This is a genomic window from Lacunisphaera limnophila (assembly GCF_001746835.1).
In the GTDB taxonomy this organism is placed as follows: Bacteria; Verrucomicrobiota; Verrucomicrobiia; order Opitutales; family Opitutaceae; genus Lacunisphaera; species Lacunisphaera limnophila.
Window position 1 is genome coordinate 4,063,767 of record NZ_CP016094.1, and the last position, 24,936, is coordinate 4,088,702.

General features: G+C 66.9%; 16 protein-coding genes and 1 tRNA gene. 9 read left to right on the forward strand and 8 right to left on the reverse strand.

What is annotated here, in order from left to right; all coding sequences use genetic code 11:
- Positions 1 to 94: 94 nt before the first annotated feature.
- A complete protein-coding gene (locus Verru16B_RS19075) occupies positions 95 to 217 on the reverse strand; it encodes a hypothetical protein (protein WP_257785148.1) in 123 nt (40 codons plus the stop codon).
- A 195-nt stretch (positions 218 to 412) separates the two neighbouring features.
- Between Verru16B_RS19075 and proB the strand changes: the two genes are divergently transcribed.
- The 6 genes from proB to yjfF all read left to right on the forward strand — a co-directional run bounded on the left by proB (position 413) and on the right by yjfF (position 7,443).
- Complete coding sequence (gene proB / locus Verru16B_RS17095; RefSeq protein WP_069963420.1) at positions 413 to 1,177, forward strand: glutamate 5-kinase; 765 nt, start codon at positions 413 to 415, stop codon at positions 1,175 to 1,177.
- An 81-nt stretch (positions 1,178 to 1,258) separates the two neighbouring features.
- A complete protein-coding gene (locus Verru16B_RS17100) occupies positions 1,259 to 2,542 on the forward strand; it encodes a glutamate-5-semialdehyde dehydrogenase (RefSeq protein ID WP_069963421.1) in 1,284 nt (427 codons plus the stop codon).
- A gap of 229 nt (positions 2,543 to 2,771) precedes the next feature.
- Positions 2,772 to 3,716: an ABC transporter substrate-binding protein gene (locus Verru16B_RS17105; RefSeq protein ID WP_069963422.1), complete on the forward strand. Its 945-nt coding sequence runs from the start codon at positions 2,772 to 2,774 to the stop codon at positions 3,714 to 3,716.
- Between the two features lie 71 nt (positions 3,717 to 3,787).
- Positions 3,788 to 5,302 carry a sugar ABC transporter ATP-binding protein gene (locus Verru16B_RS17110; RefSeq protein WP_069963423.1) on the forward strand — a complete coding sequence of 505 codons (1,515 nt, stop codon included), beginning with the start codon at positions 3,788 to 3,790 and terminating at the stop codon, positions 5,300 to 5,302.
- A gap of 171 nt (positions 5,303 to 5,473) precedes the next feature.
- On the forward strand, positions 5,474 to 6,481 hold the full coding sequence (locus Verru16B_RS17115; RefSeq protein ID WP_069963424.1) for an ABC transporter permease: 1,008 nt from the start codon (positions 5,474 to 5,476) through the stop codon (positions 6,479 to 6,481).
- Positions 6,478 to 7,443, forward strand: a complete 966-nt coding sequence (yjfF, locus tag Verru16B_RS17120; RefSeq protein ID WP_083270447.1) for a galactofuranose ABC transporter, permease protein YjfF — start codon at positions 6,478 to 6,480, stop codon at positions 7,441 to 7,443. The genes Verru16B_RS17115 and yjfF overlap by 4 nt, the downstream gene beginning before the upstream one ends.
- 221 nt (positions 7,444 to 7,664) lie before the next feature.
- On the opposite strand, the gene Verru16B_RS17125 is transcribed toward yjfF, so the two are convergent.
- From Verru16B_RS17125 to Verru16B_RS17135, 3 genes are all read right to left on the reverse strand, one after another.
- A complete protein-coding gene (locus Verru16B_RS17125) occupies positions 7,665 to 9,668 on the reverse strand; it encodes an alpha-L-arabinofuranosidase C-terminal domain-containing protein (RefSeq protein ID WP_069963425.1) in 2,004 nt (667 codons plus the stop codon).
- Positions 9,669 to 9,897: 229 nt separating this feature from the next.
- A complete protein-coding gene (locus Verru16B_RS17130) occupies positions 9,898 to 10,653 on the reverse strand; it encodes an NIPSNAP family protein (RefSeq protein ID WP_069963426.1) in 756 nt (251 codons plus the stop codon).
- Between the two features lie 188 nt (positions 10,654 to 10,841).
- Positions 10,842 to 11,957: an endo-1,4-beta-xylanase gene (locus tag Verru16B_RS17135; protein ID WP_069963427.1), complete on the reverse strand. Its 1,116-nt coding sequence runs from the start codon at positions 11,955 to 11,957 to the stop codon at positions 10,842 to 10,844.
- Between the two features lie 419 nt (positions 11,958 to 12,376).
- On the opposite strand from Verru16B_RS17135, the gene Verru16B_RS17140 reads away from it, so the two are divergent.
- Both Verru16B_RS17140 and Verru16B_RS17145 read left to right on the forward strand, forming a co-directional pair.
- Complete coding sequence (locus Verru16B_RS17140) at positions 12,377 to 13,876, forward strand: hypothetical protein (protein ID WP_069963428.1); 1,500 nt, start codon at positions 12,377 to 12,379, stop codon at positions 13,874 to 13,876.
- A gap of 17 nt (positions 13,877 to 13,893) precedes the next feature.
- Positions 13,894 to 15,546: an anaerobic carbon-monoxide dehydrogenase catalytic subunit gene (locus tag Verru16B_RS17145; protein ID WP_069963429.1), complete on the forward strand. Its 1,653-nt coding sequence runs from the start codon at positions 13,894 to 13,896 to the stop codon at positions 15,544 to 15,546.
- A 467-nt stretch (positions 15,547 to 16,013) separates the two neighbouring features.
- On the opposite strand, the gene Verru16B_RS17150 is transcribed toward Verru16B_RS17145, so the two are convergent.
- The 3 genes from Verru16B_RS17150 to gltB all read right to left on the reverse strand — a co-directional run bounded on the left by Verru16B_RS17150 (position 16,014) and on the right by gltB (position 23,209).
- Positions 16,014 to 16,400 carry a DUF983 domain-containing protein gene (locus Verru16B_RS17150; RefSeq protein WP_069963430.1) on the reverse strand — a complete coding sequence of 129 codons (387 nt, stop codon included), beginning with the start codon at positions 16,398 to 16,400 and terminating at the stop codon, positions 16,014 to 16,016.
- 582 nt (positions 16,401 to 16,982) lie between these two features.
- Entirely contained in the window at positions 16,983 to 18,479 is a 1,497-nt protein-coding gene (locus Verru16B_RS17155; protein ID WP_069963431.1) for a glutamate synthase subunit beta, read from the reverse strand.
- A gap of 113 nt (positions 18,480 to 18,592) precedes the next feature.
- The gene (gene gltB / locus Verru16B_RS17160) at positions 18,593 to 23,209 is read right to left on the reverse strand and encodes a glutamate synthase large subunit (protein WP_069963432.1); all 4,617 of its coding nucleotides are present in this window, start codon (positions 23,207 to 23,209) and stop codon (positions 18,593 to 18,595) included.
- A 460-nt stretch (positions 23,210 to 23,669) separates the two neighbouring features.
- Here gltB and Verru16B_RS17165 point away from each other — a divergent pair.
- Positions 23,670 to 23,746 (forward strand) — tRNA-Pro (locus tag Verru16B_RS17165).
- A gap of 243 nt (positions 23,747 to 23,989) precedes the next feature.
- Here the strand turns inward: Verru16B_RS17165 and Verru16B_RS17170 are convergent.
- Positions 23,990 to 24,841 carry an MBL fold metallo-hydrolase gene (locus Verru16B_RS17170; RefSeq protein ID WP_083270448.1) on the reverse strand — a complete coding sequence of 284 codons (852 nt, stop codon included), beginning with the start codon at positions 24,839 to 24,841 and terminating at the stop codon, positions 23,990 to 23,992.
- Positions 24,842 to 24,936 lie beyond the last annotated feature (95 nt).

Below are 24,936 nucleotides of genomic sequence, written 5' to 3' on the forward strand. Positions count from 1 at the left end.
CGCGCGCGAGCGCGAGGTCCGGCAAAGCCAGTTCAAAGATACGCGGTGAAGCGGCAACAGTCGGCATGTCGATGGCGGGCGTACTGCTTCCATCTCAGGCAGCCGGCTGGAACGCGCCGGCAAACGGTTGCTGCAGACCCGTCATCCCATCCAACAGACAATCGCCGCCGAAGGCGGGACATTTGCTGGACACAGACAGGTCGGGAAAGGTGTTCATGGGGACGAAGAAGAGTTTGATTTTTGTGTTGGAGATAAGGGACGCCAGCACCGGTGTCGAGACAAGGGAGCGACGTGTCATACTTAAGTGACTTACTACAAAACGTGTCATAGCTCCCTTGGCCCCAGTGAAAAGCGGCGGCGGGACATGATTCCGGCTTGTTGCCCGAAGCAGCGGCACTACTGTCAGCCTCCCATGGCCAAACGTTCCCAACGCATCGTGCTCAAGTTCGGCACCGGCATCCTCTCCACCGAGAAGGGTATCGGCCTGAGCCGCTCGCAAATTGCCCGCCTGGTCCGCGAGGTCGGCGCCCTCGTCCGCGCCGGCCATGAATGCGTGATCGTTTCGAGCGGCGCGGTCGCCGCCGGTCTGGACACGCTGGGCCTGGCGACGAAACCCAAGGAACTCGCCGCGAAGCAGGCCTGCGCTGCCGTCGGCCAGTCGCAGTTGATGCACGCCTATGCCAGCGCGTTCGCCAAGCAGGGCATCTCGGTCGCCCAGCTGCTGCTCACCCACCAGGATCTCGACAGCCGCGTCCGCCACCTCAACGCGCGCAACACCCTCACCCACCTCCTCTCCCGCGGCCACGTGGTGCCGATCATCAACGAGAACGACTCCGTCGCCGTCGAGGAACTCAATTTCGGCGACAACGACCGCCTCTCCGCCGAGGTCGCGATCCTCCTCAAGGCCGACCTCCTCATCATCCTCACGAGCGTCGACGGCCTGCAGGACGCCGCCGGCAAGGTGGTACCGCTGGTGCGCGACTTTACCGAAGTCGCCAGCCTCGTCCGCTCCGACAAGGGCCACACCTCCACTGGCGGCATGGTCACGAAGCTGCAGGCCGCCCAGCTCGCGGTGAAGGCCGGCATCCCGGTAAACATCGCCAGCGGCCGCAAGGCGGGCCTGGTCTACCAAATCGTGGCCGGCAAACGCGTGGGCACGTATTTTCCGGCCAAATGAACGCTTCATCTGACTTTGTAGGCGGCGAGCGGGCTCGCGCAAGGGGTGGCGTGAGCGAGCTCACCGCCCACCAACACCGTCATGTCTGAACTCGTCCAACTCGTCGCCCGGCTCGGCGCGCAAGCCCGCGCCGCCGCCCGCACGCTCGCGACCACGCCGGCCGCGCGGATCGACGCCGCGTTGCGCGCGATGGCGGACGAGCTGCTCGCCGCGGAGACGGCCATCCTCGCGGCCAACGCCCTTGATGTCGCCGCCGCCCGCGCCAACGGCCAGACCGCGGCGCTCATCGACCGGCTCACGCTCGATCCGAAGCGTCTGGCCGCCTGCGCCGAGGGTCTCCGGCAGGTCGCCACCCTCCCCCACCCGGTCGGCGAGATCCTCCGCGAATGGACCCAGCCCAACGGCCTGAAGTTCGCCAAGGTCCGCGTGCCCCTCGGGGTCATCGGCTTCATTTACGAGTCCCGGCCCAACGTCACCTGTGACGCCGCCGGCCTCTGCCTCAAGAGTGGCAACGCCGTCATCCTGCGCGGCGGTTCCGAGGCCCTGCGTTCCAACACCGCGATCGCCGCCGCCCTCTCCCGCGGCCTCGCCGCCGCCGGCCTGCCCGCCGCCGCCGTGCAGCTCGTGCCGGTCGCCGACCGCGACACCGTGCGCCTGCTCGGGGAGAGCACCGGCATCATCGATCTCCTCATCCCCCGCGGTGGCCGCGGCCTGATCGAGACGGTCATGAAGACGGCCCGCGTGCCGGTCATCAAACATTACGACGGCATCTGCGCCCTCTACGTCGACAAAGCGGCCGACCTGGCCATGGCCACCGCCATCGCCCTCAACGGGAAGGTCCAGCGTCCCGGCGTGTGCAACGCCCTCGAGACCCTCCTCGTGCACCAGGACGTCGCCGCGACGTTCCTGCCGAAAATCGCCGAGGCCCTGCTCCGGGCAGGTGTCCAGCTTCGCGTGGACGACGCAGCCCGCGCCGCCCTCGGGAGCCTGGCCACCACCTTTTCGGCCCTGGTTGCCTCCGCCACCGAGGCCGACTACCGCACCGAGTTCCTCGACCTCATCATCGCGGTGAAGGTCGTCGCCGACTGCGCCGCCGCGATCGAGCACATCGAGACGCACGGCTCGCACCACACCGAGACGATCGTCACGGCCGACGCCGGCACCGCCGAGCACTTCCTGGCCGGCATCGACAGCGCCGTGGTGCTTTGGAACGCCTCCACCCGCTTCAACGACGGTTACCAGTTCGGTTTCGGCGCCGAGATCGGCATCAGCACCGACAAGCTCCACGCCCGCGGCCCGATGGGCCTCGAGGAACTCACCTCCTACAAGTACATCGTCCGCGGCACCGGCCAGGTGCGCGGGTGAGGCAGGTGGAACCCGCGCTCCAGCCGTCGCCAAGCCTATGGCTGGCAGGCCGCGCGGGTTTGGATTGGAGGTGGGGTGGAGCGACCCGCTCCGCCGCGGCGCACCGGACCGGTGCGCACTACTCCCTGCACATTACGGTCATGCCATGGGCGGGTAGAATCCCCTTTACTGGTTTTCGGACGGGCGTTCACTGACTGAACCTACCCGGTTTCGTCCGGTCTTACCCCCCATGAAAAAGCTCCTCCTGCCCCTCCTGCTCGCGACCTCGTCGCTGCTTGCGTTCGTCTCCCCCGCCGCGGCCAAGACCCTCACGGTCGGCTTCGCCCAGACCGGCGCCGAGAGCGCCTGGCGCACCGCCAACACCGACTCGATGAAGAACGAGGCCGAAAAGCGCGGCATCATCCTCAAATTCTCCGACGGCCAGGGCAAACAGGAGAACCAGATCCGCGCCGTCCGTTCCTTCATCACCCAGCGCGTCGACGCCATCGTCATCGCCCCGCTCGTCGAGACCGGCTGGGAGCCCGTCCTCCGCGAGGCCAAGCGCGCCAAGATCCCCGTCATCATCACCGACCGCACCGTGCAGGTGAGCGACGAGTCGCTCTTTGTGTGTTTCATCGGTTCCGATTTCTACACCGAGGGCAAGATGGCGGCCGACTGGCTCGCCAAGGCCGTCAACGGCACCGGTAACATCGTCGAGCTGCAGGGCACCCCCGGCTCCGCCCCGGCCAACGAGCGCCGCAAGGCCTTCGCCGACGGCCTCGCCGCCTACCCCGGCCTCAAGATCATCGACTCGCAGAGCGGCGACTTCCGCCGCTCCGGCGGCAAGGAGGTCATGGAGGCCCTGCTCAAGAAGCACGGCAAGGCCATCCAGATCGTCTACGCGCACAACGACGACATGGCCCTCGGCGCCATCCAGGCCATCGAGGAAGCCGGCCTTAAGCCGGGCCAGGACATCCTCATCGTTTCCATCGACGCCATCAAGGAGGCCGTCGCCGCCGTGGCCGCGGGCAAGCTGGCCGTCACCGTCGAGTGCAACCCTCTCTTCGGCCCGAAGGTCTACGACACCGTCGCCAAGGTCCTCGCGGGCGAGACCGTGCCCAAGGTTTCCTACAACAAGGACGAACTCTTCGACAGCACCAACGCCGCCGCCGCCCTCCCCTCGCGCCAGTATTGAAGATGGTGCCCGCCCCCGCGGCGGGCTAGTCCGTAGGGCGGGGTCTCCGAACCCCGCCTTTTTCTTAAAAAGTGACCGCCCCCTCCCCCCTCCTCACCCTCCGCGGCATCGGGAAACGTTTCCCGGGGGTGGTTGCGCTCGACGGGGTGGACTTCACCGTGCGGGCCGGGGAAATCCACGCCCTGCTCGGGGAAAACGGCGCCGGCAAGTCGACGCTCATCAAGGTCCTGACGGGCGTCTACGAAGCCGACGCGGGCGAGATCATCCTCGCCGGCAACCCTCTCCGCGCGAAGGCGCCCGCCGACGCCGAGCGCGCCGGCATCAGCACCGTTTACCAGGAGGTGAACCTCGTCCCCTCGCTCTCGGTCGCCGAGAACATCGCGCTCGGCCGCCAGCCCGGCCGCTTCGGCTTCCTCAACTGGCGGGCCATCCGCCGCCACGCCCGCGCGGCGCTGGCCCGGCTGGAGATCGAGTGCGACGTCGATGCCGAGCTCGGTACCCTCTCCATTGCGCTGCAGCAGATGGTCGCCATCGCCCGCGCGCTCGACCTCAAGGCCCGGCTGCTGATCCTTGACGAGCCCACGGCGTCCCTCGACGAAAAAGAGGTCGCCGACCTCTTCGCCGTCATGCGCCGCCTGCGCGCTGAGGGCCTCGGCATCGTCTTCGTCACTCACTTCCTCGACCAGGTTTACGCCGTCTGCGACCGCATCACGGTCCTGCGCAACGGCACGCTCGTCGGCGAATATCCCATTAGGGAACTGCCCCGTCTCGCCCTCGTCGGCAAGATGCTCGGCCGCGAGATCACCGCGACCCCGGCCGCGGCCACCGCGGCCACCGCCGCCACGGGCACCCCGCTCCTTTCCGCCCGGGGGCTGTCGCGCCGCGGCGCGTTGCATGCGCTCGACCTCGACATCCATCGCGGCGAGGTCGTGGGCCTCGGCGGCCTGCTCGGCTCCGGCCGCACCGAGACCGCCCGGCTGCTTTTCGGCATCGACCCGCGGGACGGCGGTGAAATCAGGATGAAGGACGCCGCCTGCGGGCTCCGCTCACCACGCGACGCCGTGCAGCTCGGCCTCGCCTTCTGCTCCGAGGACCGGAAGTCCGAGGGCATTCTCCCCAACCTCTCCGTCCGCGAGAACCTCATCATCGCCCTGCAGGCCAAGCAGGGCGGCTGGCGCACGATCTCCCGCGCCGAGCAGGAACGGCTCTGCGCGCACTACATCGCGGCCCTGCGCATCAAGACGGCCAACGCCGAGGTGCCGATCCGCACGCTTTCGGGCGGCAACCAGCAAAAGGTGCTGCTCGCCCGCTGGCTGGCCACGCAGCCCGAGTTGATCATCCTGGATGAGCCCACGCGCGGCATCGACATCGGCGCCAAGGCCGAGATCGAGGCGCTCATCGGCAAGCTCCGCGCCGACGGCATCGCCGTCATCTTCATTTCCTCCGAGATCGAGGAGGTCGTCCGCAACAGCACGCGCGCCGTCGTCCTGCGCGAACGCCGGCACTGCGGCGAGATCCCCGGCGCCGAACTGACCGCCGCGCGCCTCATGCAAACCATGGCGGGAGGGCATGTGCCGCATGAGTGAGGCCTCACCAACCGCGAGCGGCTGGTCTTTTGTCGGGCGGGGTAGCCGACGGAGGTTTGGCGCAGATGGCGAAGCAACCCCGCCTTCGGTCGACCGTGATGCCGCGTTCGTGGCGGGGTTCGGCGACCCCGCCCTACAGTTGAGGCACCGGTCATCAGGCCGTCTTTCCGCATGACCGACCGCCTGCGCCATTTCCTGAAGAGCCCCGTGCTCTGGCCCCTCGCAGGCATTTTCCTGCTGCTGGTCGCCAACCTCGTGCTCAAGCCGGGTTTTCTGACCATCACGGTCCTCGACGGCCACCTCTACGGCCTGCCGATCGACGTGCTGAACCGCGGGGCCAAGACCCTCATCCTCGCCCTGGGCATGACGCTCGTCATCGCCACCGGTGGCGTGGACCTGTCGGTCGGGTCGGTCGTGGCCATCACCGGCGCGGTCGCGGCCGTACTCATCGGCCAAGGCACGGATTCGCTGGTCCTCATCCTCGGCGGCGCCATCGCCGCCGGCGGGCTCGCCGGCCTGATCAACGGCCTGCTGGTCGCGCGGCTGGGAGTCCAGCCCATCGTCGCCACGCTCATCCTCATGGTCGCCGGCCGCGGCGTCGCCCAGGTGCTGACCGACGGCCAGGTACTCATTATCAAGCACGAGGCTTTCGGCTTTCTCGGCAACGGCTTCGTCCTCGGCCTGCCCTTCACGATCGTCTGCGCCACCCTGCTCTACCTCGCCGTGCATTTCGCCCTGCGGCGGACCGCGGCCGGGCTGTTCATTGAGGCCGTGGGTGACAACCCCGAGGCCTCGCGCTTCGCCGGCCTGGCCACGGCGCGGATCAAGATCCTCGCCTACGTCGCCTGCGGCCTGTGTGCGGGCCTGGCGGGCGTGATGGAGGCCGCCAACATCGGCGCCGCCGACGCCCAGCGCGCGGGCGAAAACATGGAGTTGGACGCCATTTTTGCGGTCGTGGTCGGCGGCACGGCGCTGACCGGCGGCCGGTTCCTCCTGCTCGGTTCCTTCGTGGGCGCGCTGCTGCTGCAGATGCTCATCACCACGATGTACAACCTCGGCGTCCCGCCGGCCGTGGCGCCCGTGCCCAAGGCCCTGCTCATTCTCACCGTGTGCCTGCTCCAATCCGACCGCACCCGCCGGTGGCTGGGCGGGTTGTTCAAGAAAAAGGCGGCCGCATGAAAGCCATGCTCCAACGCCGCCTGCCCCTGCTGACGACCGGCGCGATCTTTGCGGCGCTGTTCATCGCCGCGGGCCTGAAATACGAGGGCTTCTTCTCTTCCAACGTGGCCGTGAACCTGTTCACGGACAATGCGGTGCTGGGCCTGACGGCCATTGGCATGACGCTCGTGATCTTTGCCGGCGGCATCGACCTGTCGGTCGGGGCGGTCGCGGGCTTCACCTCAATCTTTGTCGCCACCCTGATCGAGCAGCACGGCGTGCATCCCGCGCTGGCCGGGGCTGCGGCGCTGGCCATCGGCGGCGCCTTGGGCGCGGGCATGGGCGCGATCATCCACTGGTTCAAGCAGCCGGCGTTCCTCATCACGCTGGCGGGCATGTTCCTGATGCGCGGGTGTGCCTTCTGGCTCAACACCGAGTCCGTCGGCATCAACCACCCGCTCTATGCCCGGGCGGCGGACATCTACTGGGAGTTCGGCCCGGTCGGCGTGCCACTCGTCGCCGCGATCCTCGCGGTCGGCCTGATCATCGGTGGCGTCATCGGCCACACCACGCGTTTCGGCCGCAACCTGCTCGCCCTCGGCGGCAATGAGCAATCCGCCCTCCTGATGGGCCTGCCGGTCGGGGCGTCCAAGGTCGGCGTCTATGCCTTTAGCGGGTTCTGCGCCGCCGCGGCCGGGCTGGTGGGCACGCTCTACACGGGCTCGGGCAACCCCAGCACCGGCATCGGCCTGGAACTCGATGCCATCGCGGTCGTGGTCATCGGCGGCACCGTACTCACGGGCGGCCGCGGGCACATGCTGGGCACGGTGTTTGGGCTGCTCATTTTCGGCACGATCCAATCAGTGCTCCTTTTTGACGGACGCCTCAGCCCCTGGTGGGCGCGGATCCTGGTGGGCGTGCTGCTGCTGGCGTTCATCCTTCTTCAGCGCGGGTTGGTGCGGGCGGTGGGGAAAGGGAAGTAAGCAGGAGGGCCCGGCCGGAGCCGGGCCGCGGTCCAGCGGGAGCTGGACCCTCCATTCTATTGGAGCGGCCCGCAGGGACGCGGGCCCTCCAGGCTCATACCGGACGCCCCTTCCTAACTGACTTTGCGATGGGCCATCCTGTAGGGCGGGGTCGCCGAACCCCGCCTTCGTGCGCAAACACTGCCGTGTTCGAGGCGGGGTTCGGCGACCCCGCCCTACAGTTACTTTAGCGGCAGCTCGAAGACGGCGGCGCTCAGGGCCGGGACTTGTAGGAGCGAGGCCTTGGCGTCCGTGCGCTGGATGTCGACTACGCGCGGCTTGCCCGGTGAGTTGTGCGACTCGGCAGTCGGCCCGCTGATGTGCCAGCGGGTGGCCGGACCGGCGAAGGTCATGCCGGCGGGGGTCACCTTCACCTCGATGGCTTCGGTGCCCGGGTTGACCACGCCGACGGTCAGCGTCTTGCCGTCCTGGGTGAGCGCGGCCATCACATCCGCCGGGGAGGCGTCGGCGGTCACGATCAGCGGGGTCTGGCCGAACTTCTCGCGGTAGAGCTGGAGCACGAGGCCGGTGGTTTCCATCTCAGCGGCGACCTTGCTGGTCTTGATGGCGCCGATGACGTTCACCGTCTGGGCGTAGTGGGCCATCTGGATGAGGTCGCTCTGGCGGAAGAACTCGTGGAGACCGGCGGCGATGCCGAGGCCGTCCTGCAGCTCATACACGCAGCCGAGCTCGCCGTAGGCGTACTCGCGGTGCCAGTAGTTCCATTCGTCCATCGCGACCGGCATGAGCTTGCCCTTGAGATTCGGCAGGCTGGCCTGGAGCTTGCGGTGGCCGTCGGCTTTGGCGCGGATGGCCTCGCGGACCAGGCCGACATGGGTGGCCACATCGGTGCGGCCGTTCTTGCTCCACGGCGTGCGGCCCACGTAAAAGTGCTCCGAGAGATAATTCATGTGCTCGGCGCACTCCTCGAGCATGATGTGGGAGCAGGTCTTGCCGGAGCGCACCTGGGCGGGATCGTGGTCCTTGTTGATGGTGGTGAGGTCACCGACGGCGACGAGCTGCAGCGTGGGGTCGACCTTCCACATGTATTGGGCGACCTCGTTGTGCTTCAGCGTGTAGTGCTGCATCTGCATGAAGCCGAGCTGCCAGGGGCCAAACATCTCGTTGCCGACGCACCAGTATTTCACGCCGTAGGGCTGCGCGTTGCCGTTCTTGGCGCGCCAGCCGCCGGCGACCGTGTCGGTCGAGCCGTTGGTGTACTCCACCCACTGGGCGGCCGAGTAGGCGTCGCCGAAGCCGGTGTTGGCGGCGATCATCGGCTCGGTGCCGATCTCGCGGGCGAAGACCATGAACTCATCGGTGCCGAAATCGTTGTGCTCGACGCCGGTCCAGGCCGGGTTCTTGCGGGGCGGGCGGCGGTCGCGATCACCGATGCCGTCGCGCCAGTCGTAGCCACTCACGAAGTTGCCGCCCGGCCAGCGGTAGACGGTGCCCTTGAGCTGCTTCAGGAGCGCGAGGGTATCGCGGCGCATGCCCTTGAAATTGTCGGACGGCATGATCGACGGCGGCCCGAGGAGGACGTCGCCACCCAGGACGCGGAGCTCGAGCAGCGCGCCTTTCTCAGAGCCGGCGGCGGGCGTGAGGGCGAAAGTCTGCTTGGAGTAGTCGTTGCCCTGGAAGGAAAGCTTGGTCGAGGCGCGGTCAGCCGCACCCTCGCCCCAGACGAGGGTCACCTCGATCTCAGCCGCGCCGGAGAGGGGTTTGGCCCAGACGTAGCCGTCGTAGCGGAGACCGGCCTTCACGCCGAGGTCACGCTGGCGGAGGCCGGCGCCGGCGTTAACCCGGGGTGAGTGGTTGCCGACGAAGGCGCCTTCCTTGACCATGGAGACGGCGGAGGCGTCACCGATGATCTGCCAGGGCGAGGCGCCGACGACCGGGAAGCCGCGCTCGACGACCTCGCCCGGGAAGTCGGCGTTGATGATGGCGCGGTAGGGCGCGTATTTCTCGGTGATGGGGAAATAGAATTTCCGGTCCTCGAGCATCTCGGCCCAGATGCCGCCGTAGATGCAGCGGCCCATGTGCTCGATGAACTGGCCGTAGATGAAGGGATTGATGGGCGCGCCGGTCTGGGCGGCGTCGACCTTCACCTCGATCGGGGCGGCGCGGAGCGCGGCGGAGGGGAGGACAAGCATGGCGACAAGCAAGGACAGGGTCGGTGATTTCATGGGGTAAGAAACAGAGGGTAGACTACGGGGTCAGATAAGAATCGTGAAACGGCGAATCGCGAGCGGGATTGGGCGGGGAATCACGTGACCGTAAAGTGGGCGAAACGACCCGGGGCCTCGCGCGAAGGACGCGGAGGGCGCGAAGAGATCCAACCTTGGCGAACGTGGCGCCCTTGGCGCGAGGCCGGTTCGATAAATCAGGGGGGCGGGTCCGGTCCCCTAGCCGGGATTACTGCAGCTTCGAGAAATCCACCGGGGCCAGGAAGACGGAGGCCGGCGGGCTGACCAGAATGGGGCCGGCCTGCTCGGACGCGGTGCGGGCCTTGACCCAATCGGGATCCTGGCGGAAGCCGTCGAAGGAGGCCTTGGCCGCGTCCACGCTCTGGTGCGCGAGGAGGTAAACCAGGGTCTTGCCGGCACCCTTGTCGGCGTCGGTCGGGTGCCAGTACGGGAGATTGGTCATGCCGTGCTTGGCGAAGAGCTTGAGGGTGTGATCGCGGAAACGGGCATCGAGGGTGGCGAGTTTGCCCTCGTTGCACACGTAGGTGCGGAGCTCGTAGACATGGGCGCCAGTCAGGGCCGGGACCCCGGGCGAATAATCGGTCTCGGCCAGGTAGGTGGATTCGATGCCCGCCACGATCTTGCCGGCGGCCTCGGAGGCGTCGCGGGCCTTGATCCAGTCGGGGTCGTTGACGAAACCGGTCCACGAGGCCTTGGCGGCGTCGCGGCTGGCGTGCTTCACGACGTAATAGAGCTTGTTCTGGTCCTCGGCCTTTACGGGCAGCCAGTAGCCGATGTTCACCATGCCGTGTTTCTCGAAGAGGGCGCAGGTGTGATCGCGGAAGCGGGCGAGCATGTCGGGCATCTTGCCCGGCAGGACGGTGTAGATGCGCAGCTCGTAGACGGGGGCCGGGGCGTCGGTCCCGGCCACGCCGGGAACCGTGAGAAAGGAGCACATGAGCAGGAGGGAAAAGAGCGATTTCATGGGGTTGGGGATGAGGCACAGAACACGCGAATCACAGAGAAGCCAAGACAGGGTTTGGTCTCACGCAAAGGCGCAAAGACGCGAAGCGAGGCGATCTGACGAACCCACCCGGCCACGGGACGAATAGATTGAAATCCCACTCCCCTCCTTTGCGCCTTAGCGGCTTTGCGTGATAAAATGTATTCCTCTCAGGGCTGCTTCGCCGCCTCGGCCACGGCGTGGAAGGCAGGTTTGGGCTGGAGCTGGCGGTCGAACAGGAGGGGGTGGTTGGTGCGGCCGCGGACGGGCCAGCTGTTCAGCCAGGAATCGCCGTCGGTCACACCCCAGAAGGTCACGCGGTCGACGACATCGGCATGCTTGAGGAACAGCTTGAAGATGTCGGCGTAGCGGCGGGCGAGCTTTTCCTGGATCTCCGCCGGCAGGCCCGCGGTGTAGGGGTCGTTGTCCTCCGTGCGCTTTTCGCGCATGGAGATCTCGGCGCCGCCGACGTTGCGGGGGAGCACCTCGATATCCAGCTCGGTGAAGTGGACCTTCACCCCGGCGTCGCGCAGGGCGACGATGCTCGCCTCGATCTGGGCGATCGTCGGGGTCTCCAGCCGCCAGTGCGCCTGGGAGCCGACGGCGTCGATGCGCAGACCCTTGGCGCGCAGGTCGTGGACGAGCTTGACCACGGAGGCGAGGCGGCCGGGGGTCTCCATGTTATAGTCGTTGTAGAGAAGGGCGATGTGCTTGGGCAGCTCCTCGTTGGCGATCTTGAAGGCCTCGATGACCCACTCGTCGCCGAGGATGCGGCTGAACGACGTCGGGCGGACGGAGCCGTCTTCGACGATGGCCTCGTTGACGACGTCCCAAGCGTCGGTGCTGGGGCCGTAGAGCTTCGCCACGCGCTGCACGCGCTCGCGCATGCGCTTGAGCAAGGCCTCGCGAGCGAGGGGCTGGCCCTCGGTGTCCTCGAACACCCACTTCGGCGTCTGCGCGTGCCAGAACAGCGTGTGCCCGACCATGTACATGTCCTGGGCCTTGCCGTACCCGAAGTAGGCGCCGGCGGGGGCATCATTGTATTCGCCCGGCTGGGGGTTGTAGGGACCCCATTTCATGAGGTTGGTCGAGACGAGGGAATTGAACTGCTGTTTGACCAGCGGCCGCAGCGGGTGGTCGGGCTGCAAGGCGACATCGGCCCCGATGGCGGCGCCGATGAGGAATTTGCCGGCGTAGAGATCCTTGAGGGCGGGCAGCTCCTCGGCGGCGCGGAGGCCGGGGACGGCCAGGGAACACAGGGCGACGAAGGTCAGGAGGGGTTTCATGAGGTAAGGCAGAGCCAAGTCACGCGCCGCAGAAAAACAAGGGGCCGTTCGTACAAACTAGAGACTACCCGGGCGGGGAAGCTCTCACCACCGAGGCACCCGCCGTCGCCTTCCGGCTATGGCGCGGTAAGCGGTTTCCCCGCGGATGACGCAGAGGGGCGCGGATGGAGACAAGGAATTCACCACGAAGGACCGAAAAGTACCTCACCAGGAGTTTAGTCGATCTGCCCTTCGTGTCTTCGTGCCCTCGTGGTGAATGGATTCGGGATCTGCCCAACTTTCAGGTCTCCGGTTTCAGATCTGAGGTCTCTGCTTTCTGGTTTCCGTTTGCGCTCAGCGCCAGCGTCCGCCTAGCTGGCAGTCTCGTCGGGCCGGACGAGGACTAAGAACGAGTCGGTTCAACCGTTGGTTTCGCAGTCATGACCCCCCGTACCCCCACCCTGTCGGTCCTGTCCGTCGCAGGCCTCCTGGCCTCGCTTTTGTCTGTCGCCGTCCCCGCCGCCGAATCCGTCCCCGCCGCGGTGCCGGCCGAGAGCACCCCGGCCGTCGCCATGTTGCTCGCCGACCTTGAGGCCCGCTCGCCCAAGGACTGGAGCGACCAGGGGGCGATCGCGGCGATCAACGCCGAGACCCTGCAACTGGTGGAGAGCAACCGCCTCGCGAGCGGCGAGGACTTTTTCCGCGCTTCCGTCCTGCTGAGCCGGCACCTGGGGGAGTTCCGCACCGGCCGGGCGCAGTATGAATTGCTCCTGGCTGCAGCCGCCAAGGACCACCCGGGCGCAGGGAGCGGCCTGGGCCTGACCTGGGATATCCTCCTGGGACTGATGGGCCGCCCGGTCCGGATCGACGCCCAAAACATGGCCGCCACAAATCCCGCCTTCTACCAGTCGGACCCCGCCCCCGGCTGCATCCAGGCGGTGATGCGCGACCCGGCCGGGGCCCGCGCCAAGCTGGCCGGGCTGGTGGACAACCCCGAGATCAAGGCGATCGTGGACGCCGACCAGGCGGTCCGCCAAACCAACTGGAGCACGTTGAACGAGGAAGAGCGCAAGGCGATCATGACGGGGGACCAGCAGCGCAATGCCCGCATCCGCGCGATCGTCGCCGCGGGCGACGTGCGCACGGCCGATGATTTTGCCCGGGCCGCGCTGGTCATGCAACACAGCGGCCGGTTTGACGGCTATCAGCTCGCCCACGAGCTAGCGGTGTGCTCGCTGCTGCTCGGCGACCGCCGCAGCGGCCGGTGGCTCGTCGCCGCCAGTTACGACCGCCTGCTCCGTTCGGCCGCGCTGGACCAGCGCTTCGGAACACAGATAGGCCCCGCCGGCCCGCCGCGCGTGGATGAGGCCGGCATCAGCGACGCCCAACGCCTGGCCCTCGGCTGCCCCACGTTGGCGGCGGCCCGCACGCGCGGCAGCCAACGTCCCCCCACCCTGGAGGACAAGGACAACACGGTCACCGACCCGCGGACCAAAGTGTCGGTCTCCTACCCGCCGGGCTGGAAACTCGCGCGCAGCTCCCAGGTCGACGCGGCGGCCACGTCCGTCATCTTCCATCATCCGGACCACCCGCAAATCGCCCTCTCACTCTACTACCGCATGCAGCCGCTGGCGTCGGATCCCGCCGGGCCCGAGGCCGCGCTGCGCCAGCAAGCGGCGATCAAGGAGACAGACCGCCGGGGCATGGCGACAGACTACGCCAACGACCCGGCGAGCTTTCGGTACCGGGAGGCCAACGGCCGACCCTGCCTGAGCTGGACCGGCCGCTTCACGCACGAGGGAGCGCCCTGGGCCGAGCAGCTCGTGCGCGTCTCCGGCGCGAACAGCTATGCCCTGATCTTCGTGAAGGTCCCGGCCGCCCAGCTGGAGGCAATGCGCCCCTTGTTGGAAACCATGGCCGACACGCTGCAACTGCCCTGAATACGGTGGTGCAAGCCATGATCCCTTCCCACCGCCGATCAGTCTTCCGCCTTCTGGCCGTTTTTCTCGCCGGCGCGTGCCAAGCGCCTGGCGCCGCGCCGGAGGCCCAGACGGAGATGAGCGTGCAGCTGCCGCCGTTCATTGTGGAGTCCACCATCGGACCGACGTGGCGGTATACGGAGATTCCCCGGTTTGAAATCCTGTCGCGCTGCAACGATGTCACCACGGAGCGCCTGGCGCTGGCCTTCCATCGCGCCAACCAGCTGCTGGAGCTTGTGCTGCCGGAGCGGTTCCAGCTGACGCTCGATGTCCCGCAGGCGCTGATCTTCTACGACGAGAAACTCTGGCCCGTGGCGGAGCAGCAGGCCGTCGCGGCGATGCTGCAGGCTCATCCGCCGGCCCGGCCGGACGGGGTACCCTCGCCCGGCGCGCCGCCGCGCGTCCGCCTCGAGCCGATGACGGGGGCCAAGTTGCTGGCAGCCGACGCCGACCGTCCGGTTGCCGCCGGCAACGCTTTTTTCAGCAATCTCATGCTGACCGACGCCGACGCGATTGTGACCTTCGCCCTGGTCTCGGAAGCCACCATCGACCCGCAGCGGTCCTACCTGACGTCGGCCTATGTCAGCAATCTCCTGCAGAACCGGATTCCTTCCCTGCCCGATTGGTTTACGGCCGGATTCATGCGCCTCTACGATCGCATGGAATTCGCGGACAACACGGTCACGACCAGACCGCTGCGCTGGGAAATGCCGCAGTCGCCGACCGCCAAAGCGAAAAGCCCCCCATCGGAGTTGGAACTCCGGCTGCCGCTGGGCAGCTTTCTCGGCGGCGACGCGCCGGCGGCTGATCTCGGGCCTTGGCTGGAGCAAGCGGAGTTGCTGGTCGCGTGGGGCCTCGATCCCGCCCAGGGACGGGCCGAGGCGTTCTGGCGGTGGCTGGACCGCTTGAGCCGGGAGCCCGCCACGGAAGCGCTTTTCCGGGAATGCATCAGCTTGGATTACACCGCGGCCACGCGTTCGATCCTGGCCTATTCGGTCAACCACCGCGGCCTGCGCTGGGTGTTGCCGGAAGAGCGGTCGCGGCCGCCGTCGTTTCCTCTGGAAGACGCCACGGCCCGCCAGATCGCGCGCCTCAAGGGTGAGTGGGAGCGCCTGGAGGCGCGTTATGTGAGGAAGAACCGGCCGGCGTTGGAGGAGCAGTACACCGCGCTCGCCCGGCGCACGTTGCGGAAACCGTATGACCGGGGGGATCGGGATCCGCGGCTGGTGGCCTCCCTGGGGCTGTTGGAACTTGAGGCGGACGACGTGGCGGCGGCGAAGGCCCTGCTGGAGGAAGCAGTGGCGGGCGGCGTGGTGCGACCACGGGTGTATTACGCGCTGGCCCGTCTGCGGTACGACGCCCTCTTCGGCCGCTCGACGCGCAACGACGGGAAGTACACGACTGAACAGACCGACCCCATCCTGCAGCCTTTGCTCCAGGCAACGCGGCAGGCACCGCCGTTGTCGGCGGTCTATGAATTGATGGCGCACGTGTACCTCAACCGGGTGGAGCCGCCCACCGCGGAGGAATTGGAAGTACTGGCTCAGGGCACCCGCTATTTCAGCCGCAACAGCGGGCTCGTCCGTCAGGTGGCCGCGCTTCAGGGCGCCGCCAATAAGATGCGCCGCTGAAATTCCCCCTCCTTTGTGTCTTTGTGGTGAATGCTTGGGGTCTCGCCTGTCTTTTAGAATTCGGTTTGCGCTCAGCGCGAAGCCCGGCCTTGCTGGGGGCCTCGTCGGGCCAGACGGGAATGATACGTGCATCCTATTCCTTGTTTTCATTTGGCCGGTGCTGCGCCACGGTGCAGACCCCGAGCCTGTCGCCGATCCGCGGTTAGATCGCCTCCTGTACCGACATGGAAATCCTCCTTATTCTCGCGGCCTTTGTGATCTTTGGCGCGGCGCTCTGGTACATCCCGAGCCCGAAACCCCGCGACGACCGGGGTGACACTTCCCTGCCCTATACCGGGGGTGACACGTCTTCCTCCACTCCGGTCCATTCCGACCCCTGCAGCTACGGCCACGACTTCGGGTCGGATGGAGGCGGAGATTGCGGAGGTGATGGGGGTGGCGGGGGATCGGACTAAGGGCAGCGGTGATTACTTGTGACCGTTCGCCGGGAGTTCTTCCGGGGCGAAGAGGTAGTAGTTCAAGAGAGCCCAGCTGCGGGACGGGCGGTAAAGGAATAGCGGAACCAGCACGCCGCCGAAGGCCAGGTATTTGGCCGTGGGGAGGGTGATCGTGCGGGTGTAGGCGAGGAGGAGCACCGGGAGGAGGTAGCCCACGAGTGTGACGCCGAAGTTCAGGGACGTGGCACGGAGGTAGAAACCTTCCTGGCCGCCGGCGCCCTCGTAGCGGAAGCCGCAGGCCGGGCACGCGGGGTGCATCTGGTAGAGCTTGCCGGGCACGAAGAGCGTCTTGCCCCCACAGTTGGGGCAGCGGTGGGTCAGGCCCCGGGTGAGGATGGTGAGGCGGGTGACGCGCACCAGAGGACAGATGGCAGAGGACGGAGGACAGACGAGCGGGAAAACGAGACCTGAAACTGGAGACCTGAGGTCTAAAGCAGGTTTAAATGCGGATGGCGCGAAGATCGCGGAGGCGAGGATTGGCCACAAAAAGCGCAGAAGGCGCAAAAAACTGCATCAGAGTTCAACCGCTAATCTGCGCTAAGCGACGCTAAGGGGTTGGAGGCATGGTTCTGAATTAGCGGGAATGAGCGTCAATTAGCGGTTAACCCGGACGCACCCTACCCTGTTTGGGCTTTGTGTCTCGGTGACTTGGTGGTGAATCCGACGGAGCATTTCGTCGCGGTCTCTGCGGACTTGGCGTGTGGCGGATGGGGATCGAGGCGTGAGGGTTCTGCTGCGCTGGCTTTGTATCCTTCGCGAGAGATTTTTTGGTGGGCGTGAGCGTCCTACACACCCCGCCCTGCGGGCACCCCTCTTCAGAGAGGGGAATTTGAGATAAAGAAAAAGGCGCTCCGGTTAGGGAGCGCCTGGAAGGTTGAGCGGGGAAGGCGGGGTTCGGAGACCCCGCCCTACAGTTTACGGCAGGCCCGTTCGACAGGCTCAGGGCAAGTCGGTCGAGCCCATCAGGTAGCGGTCGCACTCGCGGGCGGCGCCGCGACCCTCATTGATCGCCCAGACGACGAGGGACTGGCCGCGGCGGCAGTCGCCGGCGGCGAAGACGCCCTTCAGGCTCGTCGTGTACTTCTCGTGCTCGGCCTTGATGTTGGAGCGGGGGTCCACCTCGACGCCCAGGTCCTTGATGAGGGGCTGTTCCGGCCCGAGGAAACCCATGGCGAGGAGGACGAGGGACGCGGGGCGGGTCTTCTCCGTGCCGGGGACTTCCGTCGGCACAAACTGGCCCTTGTCGTTCTTGCCCCACTTGATCTCGACGGTCACGAGCTCCTTCACGTTGCCCTGCTCGTCGCCGATGAACTTCTTCACCGTGGTCACGTAGATGCGGGGATCGGCGCCGAACTTGGCGGCGGCCTCTTCCTGGCCGTAATCCATCTTGTAGGTCTTGGGCCACTCCGGCCAGGGATTGTCGGCCGTGCGCTCCGTGGGGGGCTTCGGCAGGATCTCGATCTGGAGGATGCTCTTGGCGCCGTGGCGCATGGAGGTGCCGACGCAGTCCGTGCCGGTGTCACCGCCGCCGATGACGACGACGTCCTTGCCCTTGGCGTGGATGGGGCACTTGGCGGCGTCGCCCGCGAGGACGGCCTTGGTGTTGGCGGTGAGGAACTCCATCGCGAAGTGCACGCCCTTGAGCGACCGGCCCTCGATGGGCAGGTCGCGCGGCTTGGTGGCGCCGGTGCAGATGACGGTGGCGTCGAACTCCTTGGCGAAGGTGGCGGGATCGACGTTGTCGGTGTCACCGGTGCCCACGCTGGCGTTGCAGATGAACTTGATACCCTCCTGCTCCATGAACTTGATGCGGCGGAGGACGACCTCCTGCTTATCGAGCTTCATGTTGGGGATGCCGTACATGAGGAGGCCACCCGGACGGTCGGCGCGCTCGAAGACGGTGACGGTGTGGCCGGCGCGGTTGAGCTGCGCGGCGGCGGAGAGGCCGGCGGGGCCGGAGCCGATGACGGCGACCTTCTTGCCGGTGCGGACGGCGGGGGCCTGCGGGATGACCCAGCCCTCGTCCCAACCGCGGTCGGTGATGGCGGCCTCGATGTTCTTGATGGTGACCGCCGGCTCGTTGATACCGAGCACGCAGGAACCCTCACACGGGGCCGGGCACACGCGGCCGGTGAACTCGGGGAAGTTGTTCGTCTTGTGCAGGCGGTCGAGGGCCTCGTGCCAGAGGCCGCGGTAGACGAGGTCGTTCCACTCCGGGATCAGGTTGTTGATCGGGCAGCCCGAGGCCATGCCGCTGATGAGCTTGCCGGTGTGGCAGAACGGGACGCCGCAGTCCATGCAGCGCGCGCCCTGCGTGCGGAGCTTCTTCTCCTCCATGTGGTGGTGGAACTCCTTCCAATCCTTGACGCGCTCGACCGGCGTGCGGTCGACGGGAAGTTCGCGGAGATATTCGATGAAGCCGGTAGGTTTGCCCATGGAAGTGATGAAGTAGTGAGTAGCGGGTAGTGGGTAGCGAGTAGAAAGACAGCTAAGGTGGCGTTGGTTTTATATGCTCACTACTCGCTACTCGATGCTCGTTACTTTGATGATCAGTTTCCGCCGACGCGGCTCGTGTCCTTGGCGTTTTCCTCGAAGGCGGCGAGCAGGGCCTCGTCGCCGGTGAGGCCCTGGGCCTGGACGCGCTCGATACAGGCGAGCATGCGCTTGTAGTCCTTGGGCATGACCTTGACGAACTTCGGCACGAGGGCGGCCCAGTTGGCGAGGACCTCCTGCGCGCGCGGGCTCTTCGTGTAGTCGAAGTGCTTCTGGATGAGGGCGCGCACCTCGGCGATCTCGATGGAGGTCTCGAGTTTCTCGAGGCCGACCATGGCGAGGTTGACGTCGGGGGCGAACACGCCGGCCTCGTCGAGGACGTAGGCGACGCCGCCGGACATGCCGGCCGCGAAGTTGCGGCCGGTGCTGCCGAGGACGACGACGCGACCGCCGGTCATGTATTCGCAGGCGTGGTCGCCGACGCCCTCAACCACGGCGCTGACGCCGGAGTTGCGGACGGCGAAGCGCTCACCGGCGCGGCCGTTGAGGTAAACCTCGCCGGCGGTGGCGCCGTAGAGGGCGACGTTGCCGACGATGATGTTCTCGGACGCCTTGAAGGAGGCGTTGGCCGGCGGGTGGATGATGATCTTGCCGCCGGAGAGGCCCTTGCCGACGTAGTCGTTGGCGTCGCCCTCGATGGAGAGGGTGAAACCGTGGGTCACGAAGGCGCCGAAGCTCTGGCCGGCCGAGCCCTTGAAGCGGAACGAGATCGTGTCCGCCGGCAGGCCCTTGGCGCCGTACTTCTTGGTGACCTCGTAGCTGGTGATGGTGCCGACGACGCGGTTGACGTTCTTGATCGGCAGCTCGGCGACGACCTTCTCGCCCTTCGTGATGGCCGGCTGGGCCAGGGTGAGCAGGGTCGTGAGGTCGAGGGACTTGTCGAGACCGTGGTCCTGCTTAATGGTGCAGAACCGGCCGACCTCGGGGCCGACCTCGGGCTGGTAGAGGATGTTGGAGAAGTCGAGGCCCCTGGCCTTCCAGTGGGCGACGGCCTGGCGGGGCTCGAGGCGCTCGGTGTGGCCGATCATCTCCTCGATGGTGCGGTAACCCAGCTGGGCCATGAGCTCGCGGACTTCCTCGGCGATGAACCGCATGAAGTTGACGACGTGCTCGGGCTTGCCGGCGAACTTCTCGCGGAGGCGCGGGTCCTGCGTGGCGACACCCGCGGGGCAGGTGTTGAGATGGCAGACGCGCATCATGATGCAGCCCGTGGCGACGAGCGGCGCGGTGGCGAAGCCGAATTCCTCGGCGCCGAGCAGGGCGGCGACGATGACGTCGCGGCCGGTCTTGAGCTGGCCGTCGGTCTCGACCGCGATGCGGGAGCGGAGGTTGTTGAGGACGAGGGTCTGGTGGGTCTCGGCGAGGCCGAGTTCCCACGGGAGGCCGGCGTGCTGGACGGAGGTGAGCGGCGAGGAGCCGGTGCCACCGTCGAAGCCGGAGATCAGGACGACATCAGCGTGCGCCTTGGCGACGCCGGCGGCGATGGTGCCGACGCCGACCTCGGCCACGAGCTTCACGCTCACGCGGGCGTGGCGGTTGCTGTTCTTCAGGTCGTGGATGAGCTCCGCGAGATCCTCGATGGAATAGATGTCGTGGTGCGGCGGCGGGGAGATCAGGCCGACGCCCGGGGTGGTGCCGCGGGTCTTGGCGACCCAGGGATAGACCTTGGTGCCGGGCAACTGGCCGCCCTCGCCGGGCTTGGCGCCCTGGGCCATCTTGATCTGGAGTTCCTTGGCGCTGGCGAGGTACTCGCTGGTGACGCCGAAGCGGCCGGCGGCGACCTGCTTGATCGCGGAGTTCTTGGAATCGCCGTTCGCCATGGGGACGAAGCGGTCGGCGTCCTCACCACCCTCGCCCGTGTTGCTCATGCCGCCGATGCGGTTCATGGCGATGGCGAGGGTCTCGTGGGCCTCCTTGGAGATGGAGCCGTAGGACATGGCGCCGGTCTTGAAGCGCTTCATGATCTTCTCGACGGACTCGACCTCCTCAAGGGGGATCGCGTCGGCGAACTTGAAGTCGAGCATGCCGCGGAGCGTGGCGACGTTCTTGGAGGTCTCGTTGACGATCTTCGAGTAGTCCTTGAACGCGGCGTAGCTGCCGGTGCGCACGGCCTTCTGCAGGCGGTGGATGGATTCCGGGTTGAAGAGGTGGAACTCGCCGTCGTTGCGGTACTGGTACTGGCCGCCGACGGGCAGCACGGTGCCGTTGACCTCGCGGTCCGGGTAGGCGGCGCGGTGGCGGGTGAGGACCTCCTGGGCGATGACATCGAGGCCGATGCCGCCGACGCGGGAGGGGGTCCAGGTGAAGTAGTGGTCGATGACGTCCTGGCGGAGGCCGACGGCCTCGAAGACCTGGGCGCCGCGGTAGCTCTGGATGGCGGAGATGCCCATCTTCGAGGCGACCTTGATGATGCCCTTGGAGGCGGCCTTCACCATGTTTTGGCAGGCCTTCTTGTGGTCGAGCCCGGGGAGCATGCCGTCCTGGATCATGCCATCGATGGTCTCGAAGGCGACGTAGGGATTGATGGCGCTGCAGCCGTAGCCGATGAGCAGGGCGAAGTGGTGCACCTCGCGCGCCTCGCCGGTCTCGAGGACCATGGAGATGCGGGTGCGGAGGCCCTCGCGGATGAGGAAGTGGTGCAGGCCGGCGGCGGCGAGCAGGGCCGGGATGGGCGCGAAGTCCTTGGTGACGCCGCGGTCGGAGAGGATGAGGATGGTGACCTCCTCGTCCTCGATCATGCGGCGGGCGATGTGGCAGATCTCCTCCATCGCCTTGGCGAGGCCCTTGTCGCCGCGGCTGGCGCGGAACAGGATGGGCAGCACGCCGACCTTGAAGCCGGGCTGGTCGAGGCGGCGGATCTTGGCGAATTCCTCGTTGGTGAGGACGGGCCACTTCAGCTCGACGCGGCGGCAGGCCAGCGGGTCGGGGTTGAGGAGGTTGCCCTCGGAGCCGAGACGGGTCTCGGCCGAGGTGATGATCTCCTCGCGGATGGAGTCGATCGGGGGGTTGGTGACCTGCGCGAAGAGCTGCTTGAAATAGTCGTAGAGCAGGCGCGGCTTGTTGGAGAGAACGGCGAGGGGCGTGTCGTTGCCCATCGAGCCGATGGCCTCGACGCCGTCGCGGGCCATCGGGGCGAGGATGATGCGCTGGTCCTCGAAGGTGTAGCCGAAGGCGAGCTGGCGGTGCAGGAGGGTGGCGTGGTCCGGCTGCGGCACGGAGGGCGCGGCGGGCAGGGCCTCGAGCTTGACGAGGTGCTCGTTGAGCCACTCGCGGTAGGGGCGCTCGCCGGCGAGCTGGCGCTTGATCTCGGCGTCGGGAATGATGCGGCCCTCGACGGTGTCGACGAGGAACATGTGGCCGGGCTGGAGGCGGCCCTTCTCGCGGATGGACTCGGGCGGCAGGTCGAGCACGCCGGCCTCGGAGGCCATGACGCAGAGGTCGTCGTTGGTGATGTAGTAGCGGCAGGGGCGCAGGCCGTTGCGGTCGAGCACGGCGCCCATCTGGCGGCCGTCGGTGAAGCAGATGGCGGCGGGGCCGTCCCACGGCTCCATGAGACAGGAGTGGTACTGGTAGAACGCCTTGCGGGCGTCGTCCATCGTCTCGTGGTTGGACCACGGCTCGGGGATCATCATCATCATCGCGTGCGACAGCGGACGACCGGCGAGCACGAGGAGCTCGAGGGTGTTGTCGAACATCGACGAGTCGGACCCGTTGGGATTGATGATGGGGAGGATCTTGGAGATGTCTTCGCCGAAGAGTTCGCTGGCGAACAGGGCCTGGCGGGCGTGCATCCAATTGATGTTGCCGCGGAGGGTGTTGATCTCGCCGTTGTGCGCGATGTAGCGGTACGGGTGCGCGCGATCCCAGCTCGGGAAGGTGTTGGTCGAGAAACGCGAGTGCACGAGGGCGATGGCGGTCTCCATCGCGGGGTGCTGCAGGTCGGGGAAATAGCGCTCGAGCTGCTCGGTGGTGAGCATGCCCTTGTAGACGAAAGTCTTGAAGGAGAGGCTCGGGATGTACCACATCTCGGCGCCGGAGTAGGTGGACGTGCGGATGACGGCGTAGGCGCGCTTGCGGATGACGTAGAGCTTGCGCTCGAAGGCGGCGTCATCGGGCGTGTCGGCGCCGCGGCCGATGAAGACCTGGCGCATGAACGGCTCGGCGGACTTCGCGGTGTCGCCCAGCATCGAGTTGTCGGTGGGGACGGTGCGCCAGCCGAGGAGAACCTGGCCCTCGGACTGGATGATGCCGGCGAAGACCTCCTCCAGCTTGCGGCGGGCGGTGGGATTGCGCGGGAGGTAGACGAGGCCGGCGCCGTACTGGCCCTCGGCGGGCAGGTTGAGGCGCGAGAGCTTCTTGGTGACCTCGGTGAAAAACTTGTGGGGGATCTGGAGCAGGATGCCGGCGCCGTCGCCGGTGTTGATCTCGGCCCCGCTGGCGCCGCGGTGGTCGAGATTCTTGAGCACCTGGAGGCCCTGTTGCAGGGTCTGGTGGGACTTGCGTCCTTTCATGTCGACGACGAAGCCGACGCCGCAGGCGTCGTGTTCAAACCACGGATCGTAGAGGCCTTGCTTGCCGGGCCGGGCGGCGGAGTCGTTCGTCAGGTTGGACATGGAGGTGTTCGGGCGTTGGGAGCGGTTTGCGGTCCGCGCAGGGTCAGGATTCGGACTGTCTCCAGTCTGCGCGGGAAGCCAATAAACGTGCACCAGAGCGGCTCGTGGCAATAGTGTTTTTTAATCGGGGGGATCAGGGCGGACACAGGCTCTCACCCGAGGGCGGAGCACACCTCCGGAATAGGAGGTGTTGAAGGCTGTCATAAGCGGATTCCGCGCCAGTTTTGCGGGCAAAAAGCGGGGCGGACCGGAACGAAGCCAGACCGGGTGCGGCGCGGCCGGGATGGGGTCCGGCGGGCGGGCGCGGCGGGATCGCCTGGCTGGGGTGGCTTCCGGACGTAAAAGACGGACCGGGCGGGGCGCGGCGACGCCGGCCGGAAACAACTTCCGCCGGGACTGGAAAATTTTGTTTGCTACGCCCCGGGCTTTGGGGTCTGGTGACCGCTCTTCAGTCGGAAATCGGGACGTAGCTTAGCCTGGTAGAGCGCTTGCTTCGGGAGCAAGAGGTCGAGAGTTCGAATCTCTCCGTCCCGACCATCCTTCGCCTAGATGTGCGAATAATTGGATGGTCTTCGGTAATCCTGAGGTGGAGCGGCATTTTACTCGCTTCGCAGACCGAGTGGCTACGGATGGCATCGCCATACTTCACTCAGCGCTGACTTTCGGGGGAATCGGTCAGGATGTAGCCGGGGTCGCTGACCCCGGTTTTTCATTTTCAAGGTTTGATATTCACCGGACCGGGGTCCCCGAGCCCGGCTACAGCCGGCACCAGAGTCTGCTCTAGACCGACAGGAACGGGTTGAAGCGGCGCTCGTTGGCGGCGGTGGTGAGCGGGCCGTGGCCGGGGGCGAGGATGGCCTCGTCGGGCAGGAGGGCCATGATGCGGCGCGAGTGCGTGAGCTGGCGCTGGCAGCAGAAATAGCCGCCGCCGAGGGAGCCGGCGAAGATGAGGTCGCCCGAGATAAGGACGGCGGGTGACTGCGGGCAGGCCAGAGACTTCACGAGGTAGCAGTTGTGGGCGTCGGCGTGGCCCGGAGTGCTGAAGGCGGTGATGCTCAGGCCGGCGTAGGCGACGGTGCTCCCCTCCCCCAGCCCGCGGCATTGGGCCCAGCGGCCGTTGGGCGGACCATGGAAGAAGCCGAGCTCGGTCTCGCGGAGGACGACGTCGAGGCCGCCGATGTGTTCGGCCTCGTAGTGCGTGATGAAGACAGCCTCGAGGCGCTGGATCTGCTTCGGCCACGCGCGGTGGAGTTCGGCGTGGCTGGCCCCGGTGTCGAAAAGGACCGCGCTGTCGCCGCCGGTGGAGACCAGGTAGGCGTTGGCCACGCCGACGCCGTACGGCATGCGCAGCGGCACGAGGCTGAAGGCCAGGCCGACGGCATCCGGCAGCGGGTAATTGCCCTGCGCGAGGGCGGTGAGACCGACCTCGTTGAGGTTGAGCACGCCGGCGAGCCGGGCCAGCTCGGCCTGGGTCAGGTCGGGGCGGTAATCGAGGGCGTCCTTGAGGCGGCTGAGCTCGATCCCGGTGGCGGCGGCAAGGTTCTCGACGGTCAGCGGGACGTTGCGCGCGGCCTTTTCGAGCACGTCGCCCAATTCGTCCTCGAGGGCGGGTTTGTCGGTGGGCAGCGGCATAGGGACAGGCTACGACATAAACCGCAGAACGGAAACACGAAACCGTTTCACAGGACGGGCCGTTTGTTTCGGCCAAAAAGGATTTCCCTTCGCCG